Annotated in this window: 8 protein-coding genes; 6 read left to right on the forward strand and 2 right to left on the reverse strand. The window is 40.6% G+C overall.

Going from position 1 to position 12037, the window contains the following annotated elements; genetic code table 11:
• Positions 1-298, forward strand: a 298-nt coding sequence (locus L1N97_RS16220) for a hypothetical protein (protein WP_236130526.1), incomplete at its 5' end; no start/stop codon positions are given.
• Positions 299-417: 119 nt separating this feature from the next.
• Here L1N97_RS16220 and L1N97_RS16225 read toward each other — a convergent pair.
• A complete protein-coding gene (locus L1N97_RS16225) occupies positions 418-2619 on the reverse strand; it encodes an ammonia-forming cytochrome c nitrite reductase subunit c552 (protein ID WP_329605569.1) in 2202 nt (733 codons plus the stop codon).
• Between the two features lie 278 nt (positions 2620-2897).
• On the reverse strand, positions 2898-3806 hold the full coding sequence (locus tag L1N97_RS16230; RefSeq protein WP_229588383.1) for a LysR family transcriptional regulator: 909 nt from the start codon (positions 3804-3806) through the stop codon (positions 2898-2900).
• Positions 3807-3880: 74 nt separating this feature from the next.
• Here L1N97_RS16230 and lldD point away from each other — a divergent pair, with 74 nt between their 5' ends.
• From lldD to L1N97_RS16255, 5 genes are all read left to right on the forward strand, one after another.
• Positions 3881-5056 (forward strand): FMN-dependent L-lactate dehydrogenase LldD, encoded by a 1176-nt coding sequence (gene lldD / locus L1N97_RS16235; protein ID WP_420778862.1) that lies wholly within the window; start codon positions 3881-3883, stop codon positions 5054-5056.
• Between the two features lie 166 nt (positions 5057-5222).
• Entirely contained in the window at positions 5223-7415 is a 2193-nt protein-coding gene (locus L1N97_RS16240; RefSeq protein ID WP_229588381.1) for a bifunctional rhamnulose-1-phosphate aldolase/short-chain dehydrogenase, read from the forward strand.
• Positions 7416-7438: 23 nt separating this feature from the next.
• Complete coding sequence (gene rhaI / locus L1N97_RS16245; RefSeq protein WP_229588379.1) at positions 7439-8731, forward strand: L-rhamnose catabolism isomerase; 1293 nt, start codon at positions 7439-7441, stop codon at positions 8729-8731.
• Positions 8732-8816: 85 nt separating this feature from the next.
• Positions 8817-10490 carry a purine-cytosine permease family protein gene (locus L1N97_RS16250; RefSeq protein WP_229588377.1) on the forward strand — a complete coding sequence of 558 codons (1674 nt, stop codon included), beginning with the start codon at positions 8817-8819 and terminating at the stop codon, positions 10488-10490.
• A complete protein-coding gene (locus L1N97_RS16255; protein ID WP_229588375.1) occupies positions 10491-11900 on the forward strand; it encodes an FGGY-family carbohydrate kinase in 1410 nt (469 codons plus the stop codon). It abuts the gene before it with no gap.
• Positions 11901-12037: the final 137 nt, after the last annotated feature.

Consider the following 12037-nt stretch of genomic DNA (forward strand, 5'->3'; position numbering starts at 1 on the left):
CATGATGGAAACCGCAGTTTCTTCAGAGCTCATCGAAGAAGTCTGCCTGATTATCTGTTTTGATACCCTGAAAGATCATATCAATAGCACCTTCGATATATCGAACAAAAATATCGATGTGCTAATTTCGTTGCTTTTAAGCAATGGTGGAACGTTATCTAAAAGCAAACAGAGCTATGTACAGCAGTTTATTGAGCTTAAGCACTTACCTGGAATTGAGACTGCAGCAAAAGGTATCATTGAGAAAATTTTCTCCCAATTCTCTGTAAACATACCCGAGCTGATGAATCGAAAGTAAAATTCAGCGGTATGTGTTTTGCGGACTTTCTTTGTTGACATTATTCACCTCTTTAAGCGATTGTATTTACTTAGCAAGGTGTCCAAAAGTGCTGGTACGGATCAGTGCTCGTTGATTTTTTAATGACTATTTTTCAATTTCATAAAATAGCTAAACGACCCTTGATCACCCAGTTTTTGGGATAGTGACAAACCAAGGTCAATCAGACTGGCATCTTTCTGATAAGACAGACCTTTTTTTAGCGCTTCAATACTTTGCGGTATCTGGCCAGTATTGTCTAATGCCAAAGCGTAAATATACCAATTCTGCACATTAGATGGGTTTAGCTCGGTTGCTTTTTTGAAATGAAAAACTGCCTTGGTTTTATTGGATTTGCGAATGTTGAACATACCAATTGAATAATGGATCAGGTCGCTTTTTGGCATCGAGCTAAGTGCTTTTTCTAACACGGACTCCTCCTTGGCCATTAAATTCTGCGAGCGATAAAGTTCTGCAAGGTTGATGTAATTCGCTTCAAAGTAAGGATCTACTATAGTTCCTTGTTTAAGAAGTGTCTCAGCCTGTTCAATATTGCCCTGCTCATATTCAATTAAACTCTGATTAAGGTTACCTTCTCCGCGCCACTGACTAATTGCATTCGACGCAGTAAGTTCACTGAGTGCATTTTTATAAGATGAAGACGAAATGCCCAAACCAACAAGGTTGTTTGCGGCAGCAACACGGATTGCTTTGTATTCATCTTCTAATAAACGTGGATAGGTTTTTAACCTTTCTCGTGGAGGAAGTGCCCGTCCGGCCTGTGCTACAGCCAAGCGTAAAAGAGGCTCTTCGCTTAAGATAAACGGACGTAATTCGCTGTCTGTTAACGCTTCAATACGGCTTGGTAATATAGCTAATAAAGTGGCTCTTTTTATGATTGGCAATGATTTTGCCTGCAATAGTTTAAGGATAGCCGCCTTGGTGAACTTTTCACCATGAATGAAGGCGATGTATTGTTCTTCTTCAATAATTAAAGTTGAGTCTCGCCCGTACCATTTTGATAACTGCTCGGCAACCCACGCGTTGCTTTTCTCATGGCAATTGATACATGCATTAGGCGCATCGGTTTTTTCAGAAACACGTGGGGAAGGGATGCTAAAACTGTGGTCTCGCCTTGCATCTACGCCCATATAAGTGCGCGTTGGCATATGACAGTTCACACACTGACTAGCTTCGCTGTTGCTGGGGTGCTTAGTGTGTTTTATACCATCGTAGGTGTTCGCTGCATGACATTGCAAACATAAGCCATTCCCCTCAACCTTAACTTTCATGGTATGGGGGTTATGGCAGTCGATACAGTTAACTCCGGCTTCATACATACGACTTTGCAAGAAAGAACCATAAACAAATACCTCTTCGTGAATTTGTCCATCAGCAAAATAGAGTGGAGGCATTAAAAATGACGGTGTGAATTGATCTAAAAACGTCTGTTCAGGATTTATTCCATTGGTAAGTGGCGAGCGCAAAGAGTGACAACCAAAGCAGCTCTCCATAAAACTATTATCGCGTTTTGCTGGTTGGTACTTTCCGTCAATTTCCTCATGCCAGCTTGCTATTTTGTCACCTTTTTTGAATAGCCACTTGCCCACTGCTTTTATGTCGTTTGAAGATAAACCACTAAGCAAATTTGGCGTTTTTAATAAGATTTCAGGTCTTTGAGTTTTATTTGCTATGTAATGGTTGGTCATATCGCCATGGCAAGAGGCGCAAGACACATTGATATTGTCGAATTGGCTGTTGAAGCTAAGGCTTTCGTTATCGAAATTGCGTTTTAAACCGGTTGAGTGGCAGTCAGCACACATTCCATTCCAGTTTTGCATGGGCTGTTTCCAATGAAGCCTGTCATTGATGCCGATGTCTTCTGCTGGGTGATTTGGATACCAACGCTGCCCCCCCTCATTCTGTTCTCGACTATCCCAGGCAAAAGGAAAAACCTGATATTTGCCATTTGGTGCTGGCACCAAATACTGCTGTAGTGGATAATGCCCAAAGGTATATATGACTTCATAAGTGTTGGTGGTTCCTGCCTCTGTTAAATCAATCAGGAACTTGTCTTTACTTCTATAAAATTTAGCTTTTTGCGAATAATGAGTTATTTCAACATCGTTAAAGTTAGCCAGAACGTTATCAGGATCCGCAGTAGCCATTGATTTTGCATGGTCAGACTGCAGCCATTGTTTAACTTGTTCTGTATGACATGAAACACAGTTTTCTTGGTTAGCTTCGCAGTGAGAGCTGACCAGATACAAAATGAACGCGAGTGCGAAGAATATGGGCTTCAATTGCTTAACTTCTTTTGTTGTATGAACACGGGTCTCTCAAGTTTTTTAGCTATACTTAACGTCGATTGAAAATTTGAAGTATTAATTGTCATTAAATGCGCCTTAATTGCTAACAATACTTTCAGTGAGCGTGCGTTAGTTTTTTCCTTCGATAAAGCTCGCTTTAAAAGCCCCGCGACATGCCAAAATCGACAAGCAGTAATTTTCGTTTTAATGACAGTCATTTTAAGAAAATCTGTTAATCATAATGCATCATAGTAAATCAAAAGCAATCTCATTTACATAATGTTGAAGTAAGATGCTTTATGTTGATAGGCAGCTTTAATACAATCAATTAATTCAGAGATCTTTTTCGGAACTTTCTTTACATAGGGATGAATAGCATAAACGCCTATATTCCTGGTTATAGGAGCGCCAAACAGAGTGATTAAGCTGCCATTCTGAATATCATCATGTACTAAACATTTTGGGACATAAACAACTCCATGCCCACACAACGCCGCCTTTCTTAATGCAGCAGCATTGTCGGAAGAAAATGATCCTGACACTTTTACCGTAATTTGTTCTTTTTCATTTTTGAATTGCCAGTTGTTACCCATCGATGCTGGATGTGTGTAGGTTAAGCAATTATGTTGGTTTAAAGCTTGCGGTTGTGATGGTTTTCCAAATCTAAGTAAATAATTATGTGACGCGCAAACAACCCATTGTGAATCTATAATATGTCTGGCTTTTAGGCTAGAATCCTCTAGTTGGCCCGTTCTTATCACTAGATCTACGCCTTCTTCAACAGGGTTTACAAATCGATTCTCCATTGACATATCAATCGTTAACTTCGGATGTTGAGCACAAAAGCCGACGATAGTCTCTGCTAGCAACAGGTCACCAGATATAGTAGGGACCGACATTTTTATATGCCCTGTTAAACTTCCATTTTTATCAGAAACTTCGTTTAACGCCTCTTGAGTGGTATCCCTAATTATTATGGCCCGACCTAAAAGTGTTTTACCTGCTTCTGTTAGTGAGAGGGTGCGAGTGGTTCGATAAAGTAACTGTGTATTGAGTGATTCCTCTAGACGAGTAATACGTTTGCTCACCACTGAATTAGTTAAGTTATTCTGCTCTGCCGCTTTGCTGAAACTGCCTAATTCAACGACCTGAGCAAATAAAATCAGATCATTTGCTTGCATTCAGTTTATTCAAAAATGGAATTAAAGTTTTTCATTAATTACATAAATGAAATAAAAAGGAAAGTGTAAGATGGATGAACATTCATTTTAAATGGTTTTCAAATATGATCATTTCTTCACCTTCAGACTATCGACTAGCAGCGAAATCTAAATTACCGCCGTTCTTATTTCACTATATTGATGGTGGTTCTTACAGTGAGACAACATTAAGTAAAAATGTGTCTGATTTGCAGAATATCGCTTTAAAGCAAAGAGTACTGAAAAACATGTCGGAACTGGACTTGAGTACTGAAATATTTGGAGAATCTTTCTCTATGCCGATTGCCTTGTCACCAGTTGGATTAACGGGGATGTATGCCAAAAGGGGGGAGGTGCAGGCTGCGATGGCTGCTGAACAGAATGGTATTCCATTTACGATGTCTACGGTATCTGTGTGCCCAATAGAGGAAGTCGCACCGGCTATCTCCCGGCCTATGTGGTTCCAGCTCTATGTCCTTAAAGACAGAGGATTCATGAAAAATGTACTCGAAAGAGCTAAAGCAGCAGGTGTAACCACTTTAGTATTTACCGTTGATATGCCTGTGCCAGGAGCAAGATATAGAGATATGCATTCTGGAATGAGCGGTTCAATGGCATCTATACGCAGATTTTTGCAGGCCGTAACACATCCTAGTTGGGCATTAGATGTTGGATTGTTGGGTAAACCACACGATTTAGGCAATATTTCAACCTATCGAGGTAAGCCCACTGCATTGGGGGATTATATTGGCTGGCTGGGTGAGAACTTTGACCCTTCTATTTCTTGGCAAGATATTGAGTGGATTAGAGCATTTTGGGATGGCCCTATTGTGATCAAAGGTATATTAGATGTAGAGGATGCAAAAGATGCGGTTAGGTTTGGTGCTGATGGAATTGTTGTATCTAACCATGGTGGCAGACAATTAGACGGCGTCTTATCTTCAGTTAAAGCGCTGCCAGCAATCGCTGATGCAGTAAAAAGCGACATTAAAATATTTGTTGATTCAGGTATTCGCAGCGGTCTGGATGTTGTTCGTATGCTTGCATTAGGTGCGGATTGCGCAATGTTGGGAAGGTCGTATATTTATGCCTTAGCGGCTGAAGGCAAAGAAGGTGTTCATAACTTGCTGTCGCTCTATCAGAAAGAAATGCGAGTTGCTATGACATTATGCGGTGCAAAAAAGGTTTCTGATCTAAGCCGTGAATCCTTGATAAGTAGCGGCTTAGTCTAAAAGTGTGCGCTTTGTTTCAAGCTTTTAAGCTAGTTCCCGGATAAATAAACCACTATACGTGATTGAAAGTGATTAAATTTGCTTGACTGTGGAGTGTCAGCCTGTAGTATTACGATTAATTTTGATTTAATTCGCCTAATCCTTACATCTAGGAGTTTCATATCCAATGGCAAGCAAAAAAATACAATTTAATCACGTTAACTATCTATGGAATGACGAGGTTGCAAAATCTTTAAACCCCGTTGACGGCTTAGTATATCGCTCAAATATTTTGGGAGCGGATCAGCGTATTACAAACACTGGTGGTGGAAATACATCGGCAAAGATTTTAGAAGTAGATCCGCTTACCGGAAATCAAGTCGAAGTGCTTTGGGTGAAAGGTTCTGGTGGCGATCTACGTACTTCCAAATCAGATAACTTTTCATCCTTGTATATCGATAAACTTCAGGCATTAAAAGACATTTATTACAAATCTGATGAGGTAGGAGTAAAAACACAGATTGAAGACGATATGGTCGATATGTATAGACATGCAACCTTTAACTTGAATCCTCGAGCAACGTCAATTGATACTCCACTGCATGCATATATTCCTTTCAAACATGTTGATCACATGCATCCCAATTCAGTTATTGCTGTCGCTGCCAGTAAAAACTCCAAGAAATTAACGGAAGAAATTTGGGGGGGCGAGCTTATTTGGACTGAATGGCAAAGACCAGGATTCGATTTAGGCATGAAATTACAGCAAATCTGCAATGATAATCCAAATGCCAAAGGTGTTATTCTTGCCGGCCATGGCGTTATCAATTGGGCAAATGACAATAAAGAATGTTATGACCTTAGTCTTGATATTATTGAAAAAGCCGCTGAGTACATTGAAAAACACGACAAAGGTGAAATGACATTTGGCGGTCAAAAGTACATTACGTTGGAAGAAGATGCTCGCAAAAAAGTACTGGTAGAAATTGTTCCTTTCCTGAGAGGATTAGTGTCTTCTGAGAAAAAACTAATAGGTACTATTCAGCAAGATGACAATTTATTACGGTTTGTCAATTCTGTTGATGCCGCTAGATTAGCTGACTTGGGTACATCATGTCCTGACCATTTCCTACGTACAAAGATCAAACCTTTATATGTTGCTTGGAATCCACAAACCGACTCTGTAGAAAAATTGAAGACTTTATTGAAGGACGGGATAGAGGCCTATCAGCAACAATATACTGACTATTATGAAAACTGTAAGCACGATAACTCACCCGCACAGCGTGCTTCTTCTCCATCAATATGTCTAATTCCCGGCGTGGGCATGATTGCCTGGGGTAAGAACAAAAGTGAATCCAGAGTTACAGCAGAATTTTATAATTGTGCTATTGAAGTCATGCGCGGTGCGGAAGCAATCGATGAATATATTGCTTTGCCACAACAAGAAGCATTTGATATTGAGTATTGGCTGCTTGAAGAAGCGAAGCTGCAACGTATGCCGAAAGAGAAGTCCTTAGCTCGAGATGTGGTTGTTGTGATAGGTGCCGGCGACGGAATTGGTAAAGAAACGGCATTCAGAGTAGCACAAGAGGGGGCACATGTAGTTTGTGCTGATTTGAGATTAGATGCAGCTAAAATAACTGCTGATGAACTTGCTTTGAAGTATGGGCAAGGAATAGGTGTTGCTGGTTCGGGCATTTCAGGTTGTGGAACTGCTATTGCACAAAGTGTAGATATTACCAATCGTCAAAGCGTAAGAGAGATGTTTGAAAATGTTATTCTTGCTTACGGTGGCATTGATAAAGTGATTGTTACTGCAGGAGTTTTCCTCGCTCCAGGTCAAGCTGGAATGAGCAATGATGAGATGTTTGATATTAGTTTTGCTGTTAATGTCAAGGGTGGATATATCGTGGGTACGGAAGCCAACTCTATTTGGCAGGCGCAAGGTTTACCCGGTGCGTTGGTGCTCACGACAAGTGTTAACGGTGTGGTCTCGAAGAAAGGCTCACTTGCTTACGATACTAGTAAGTCTGCAGCTAACCATTTAGTTAGAGAGTTAGCGGTATCATTATCACCTCTAGTGAATGTAAATGGACTCGCCCCAGCAACAGTGGTTAAAGGCAGCACTATGTTTCCAAGAGACAGGGTAATCGCATCGCTTAAAAAGTATGATGTTGTTTACAGTGAGTCAGATTCTGACGATGAGTTGCGTGATAAATTAGCTATGTTTTACGCCCAGCGAACTTTAACTAAACAGCCTATTACACCTGCTGATCAGGCAGAGGCAGCATATCTTCTGATCTCTGGTCAGTTAAGTAAAACCACAGGACAGATTATCAGTGTGGATGGCGGGTTAAGTGAAGCGTTTTTACGCTAAAAACAACGGTTTAGGAAAAAATCATGACTCAAAGAATTAATAAAGAGCTGATTGCTCAGGAAAACGTTAAATTAGAAAGCTTTTTGAAAGAAGATTACGAAGCGCTGGGAAACAAACTTGCACGAACAGGTATTAACATTGAAGATATTACTGCAAAAGCAGCCGCGTTTCAAATAGCTGTACCTTCTTGGGGTACGGGTACTGGTGGAACACGTTTCGCTAGATTTCCGGGTATTGGAGAACCGCGCAACATTTTCGAAAAGTTAGAAGACAGTGCTGTTATCAATGACTTGTCTCAATGTACAGAGAGAGTATCACCACATTTCCCTTGGGATAAAGTGGATGATTTTACCGAATTGAAAGGTGTATCAGACAGCTTAAATTTGAAATGGGATTCAATCAACTCTAATACTTTTCAGGACCAGCCTGGACAAGAGCATAGTTTCAAATATGGCAGTCTGGCAAACACTTCCGCTGCGAGCAGAGAATTGGCTATTCAGCATAATTTGGATTGCATAAAGTGGGGCAAAATATTGGGATCCAAAACACTCACCGTTTGGGTCGGTGATGGATCTAATCATCCCGGGCAACAGCATTTTCAACATGCTTTTGAACGCTACCTTGAGAGTATGAAAACAATTTATGCTGGTTTGCCTAGCGATTGGGAGCTACATATTGAGCATAAAATGTTTGAGCCCGCATTTTACTCAACTGTAATTCAGGACTGGGGTAGCAGTATCTTAGCTGCGATGGAGTTAGGCCCGCAAGCGAAGTCTCTGGTCGATTTAGGACATCATGCACCCAATGTAAACATTGAGATGATTGTCTCTCGATTAATTCAATTCAAGAAGCTAGGTGGTTTCCATTTCAACGATAGTAAGTACGGCGATGATGATTTAGACAGTGGTAGTTTACACCCCTATCAGCAATTCCTGATCTTCAATGAATTGGTTGATGCGCAGTATCGTAATCAAGAAGGGTTTAGTCCTAACTACATGCTTGATCAATCGCATAATGTTACCGATCCGATTGAAAGTTTGATGAACTCGGCTGCAAGTGTACAGCGCTCATATGTTGCAGCATTGCTGGTTGATCGTCAGGCATTGAGTGAGTATCAAACTCATAACGATGCCATTATGGCGAGTAATACGCTTAAACAAGCCTTTAATACTGATGTTTCGCCTATTCTGGCAATGGCAAGGGCCAGAAAAGGTGGTGCAATTGATCCAATCGCAACTTACCGAGCATCTTGCTATCGCAAGGCGGTCGCACAAAAGCGCCCGTCTTCAGGGCGAAGTGGCTCCGGAATAGTGTAATCGCGCACTTAGGTAAAAAATCAAAACAATAACAAAAGAGGCTCTGAGACAGATTCTTCTCAGAGCTGTTTACCCGGAGAATAAGATGTCTACCGCAAGTGAATTTGAAACTCAACCTGTTAGTCCCGATAAACTTCAAGGTCCAAAAACTTTTGCAGCTAGTTACTCTGGAGAACATGTCGCCGGTACTGAGTTTGTAATCGGTGCTTTATTTGTTTCTTGGGGGGTGGGCGCCTCTGATATTTTAGTTGGATTACTATTGGGGAACTTATTGGCAGTGCTTACTTGGGGGCTTATTACTGCTCCTATTTCAACTGACACACGCCTGACCCTTTATGCTTATTTAGAAAAGATTGCCGGGCCAGGCACTATAAAGCTCTACAGTGTAATTAATGGCATACTTTTCTGTGTCCTAGCTGGTGCAATGATTACGGTTTCAGCATCTGCTGTTCAAGTGCTTTTTAACATTCCACCCCAGACTGACTGGTATCCAACCAATCCTGGCTTCGTTGCGGTAGTATTAGGTGTAGGTGCCATTGTTGTTTATATGGCGGTAAAAGGTTTTAAGAAACTATCTGCTTTTGCAGCAGTATGTGCTCCATGGATGATCCTGATGTTTCTGGTTGGTGCGCTTGTCCTTTTACCGGCAATTGTTTCTGCTACAGATGGTGTTTCAGGTATAAGTAGCTTTGAGGATTTTCTGACTATCGCGAATAACTCAATTTGGGTCCAAAAATCTGATGCAGGAGTTGGATTTTGGCATGTTGCGGCTTTTGCTTGGGTGGCTAATTTAGCTATGCACGGCAGTTTGGGTGATATGACCTTATTACGTTTTGCTAAGCACTCTCGATACGGCTATTTTTCTGCATTAGGAATGTTTATTGGTCATTATTTAGCATGGATATGCGCAGGTATAATGGGAGCGGGGGCAGCAATAATGCTGGGTACAGTTATAACGCAGTTAGATCCTGGATCTGTTGCCTATCAGGCGTTGGGAGCATCAGGGATTATTGCCGTTATCATTGCTGGATGGACTACATCTAATCCTACGATTTATCGTGCGGGTCTTGCTTTTAACTCGCTTAACCCATCTTGGGGGCGAACTAGAGTGACCATTGTCGTGGGGATTGTAACAACCATTGTGGCTTGTTTCCCGTTTGTGTTTTCTCAGTTGTTGGGTTTTGTTGGAATAATGGGATTAATGTTAGCGCCTGTGGGGGCAGTGATTGTTGCAGAACATTGGATATTTCCCAAAATTGGTTTTACTCGTTATTGGTCTAAATACAAAGGTAACATAACAAACATCCCAGCATTTGCGACTTGGATCATTTCATTGCTAGCGGCTTACTTTTTAGAATCAAGTGGCACTCTACACTTGTTTTTCATTCTTATCCCAATATGGATATTTGCCACAGTGCTTTACATTGGCTTAGCGGCTTTAATGGGTGCTAAATCACATTATCCAGCTGCAGAGGTGTCTGAGAAAATTGAACAAGAGCGTAAATTAGCTGAGAAGAGTTTTCTGGCTGAACAAGACAAAACATCATCTGATACATCTATCAAAATGCCTTTTTTGGCGGTTTCAGCGAATTATATAGCTTATATTGCATTACTAACCTGTGTTGGCTTGGGTATTGCTGCTTATTCAAACAACAACATTAATATTGTTCACAATTGGATAATTGTGCCCACATTGATTTATTTTGTTACTGCAACTTACGCACATTTCGTAAGAACTGGGCTTTTGGAAAAAGAGTAATTGGCGCAAGAGCAGATGATGGTTTACATATTAATTATCGATATTGGAAAAACGCATATAAAACTGCATGTTTTAGATTGTAATTTCCAATCAGTATATTCGAAACAAATGACTAACATTGTTGATCATAGTCAGATATATGATTGCACCGATGTGAACAAAATTTGGCAGTGGCTTGTAAGCAATATCAGAACATTTGCTCAGCAGTACCCAATTGGCAAAATTACCATAACTACTCATGGAGCAACTGCAGCATTAATCGATCGAGAGGCTGACTCTAACGATGGATTGGTTTTGCCTGTGCTTGACTATGAAAGTGCCGTTACATATGAACAAAGCTCCCAATATGACGCGCTACGGGATGATTTTACGAATACCTATTCGCCCAATTTACCGGCAGGCCTGAACTTAGGGCGGCAACTATATTGGTTAAAGCAAACTTTTCCTCAACAATTCAATCAGGTAACTGACATTTTAATGTACCCCCAATATTGGGTTTGGCGTTTTACAGGTCAGTGTTTTAGTGAAATTACCTCTTTGGGTTGCCATACTGATTTGTGGTCAATTAAAGATAACGATTATTCAAGTCTTGTAGACAAGTTGGATTGTCGAAATAAATTTCCACCAATCCAGCCAGCTTGGCATGATTGTGGTGCTATAACGTCAAAGGTTGCACACGAACTCGGCTTAACTGCTAAGTGCAAAATCTACAATGGTATTCATGACAGTAATGCCAGTTTTCTTCGGTATCGCCTTGCAAATCAAGAAAGTCCTTTTACCGTTATATCAACCGGTACTTGGACCATTCTAATGGCAACTCAAGTTCCATTAGAAAATCTGAACCCTCAGAAAGATATGCTCGCTAACATCGATGCTTTTGGTTCGCCTGTAGCCTGCGCTCGTTTTATGGGCGGTCGGGAATTTGAAGCCATTTGTGTACAGGCGGGTTCTTGGTTAGGTGAGCAGTTCAACGATAATGACTTACAAACAGTTATCGATAGATTTGTCTTTGCGATACCCGATTTTGGTGACGGAAGTGGTCCTTTTGGGAATAGGCAATCAGGGTTTGTTGGACCAGTTGATAAAGTAAGTGGTATTGCATTAGCAACATTGTATTGTGCGTTGATGATCGACTATCAACTTTCACAATTAGCGTCTAAAGGTAAAATTTATATTGAAGGTGCTTTTTTAAAGAACCCACTGTTATGTGCTGTTATTAATCAACTACGGAAAGATCAAAAGGTTTATATGTCGATGGACTCTACGGGTACAGTGTTGGGGGCGGCTTGCTTGACAAACTTGGGGCAGCACACTAATTCGATAGCATTAAAGGAAACGCCTAATATTAATCTAATAGGTTTAGAAACTTATAAGGAAAAGTGGTTGACGTTAGTTGATGAAGGCCACTAGCGCCTACAACTTTATTTGAGACTATCATAGACTTGAAGTAGTAATTACCTGTTTTGTTATTGTACTTTTTACATTGCATTACATTACATTCAAGTTAAATTCTTTTATGTTCAAACCTGTTACCTATCAATCTAGGA

It is taken from the genome of Rheinheimera sp. UJ63 (genome assembly GCF_021568285.1).
Taxonomy (GTDB): Bacteria; Pseudomonadota; Gammaproteobacteria; order Enterobacterales; family Alteromonadaceae; genus Alishewanella; species Alishewanella maricola.

Coding starts and splice junctions, on each gene's coding strand:
- L1N97_RS16230 (WP_229588383.1), bottom strand. CDS start 3,806: ATGCAAGCAAATGATCTGATTTTATTTGCTCAGGTCGTTGAATTAGGC.
- lldD (WP_420778862.1), top strand. CDS start 3,881: ATGAACATTCATTTTAAATGGTTTTCAAATATGATCATTTCTTCACCT.
- L1N97_RS16240 (WP_229588381.1), top strand. CDS start 5,223: ATGGCAAGCAAAAAAATACAATTTAATCACGTTAACTATCTATGGAAT.
- rhaI (WP_229588379.1), top strand. CDS start 7,439: ATGACTCAAAGAATTAATAAAGAGCTGATTGCTCAGGAAAACGTTAAA.
- L1N97_RS16250 (WP_229588377.1), top strand. CDS start 8,817: ATGTCTACCGCAAGTGAATTTGAAACTCAACCTGTTAGTCCCGATAAA.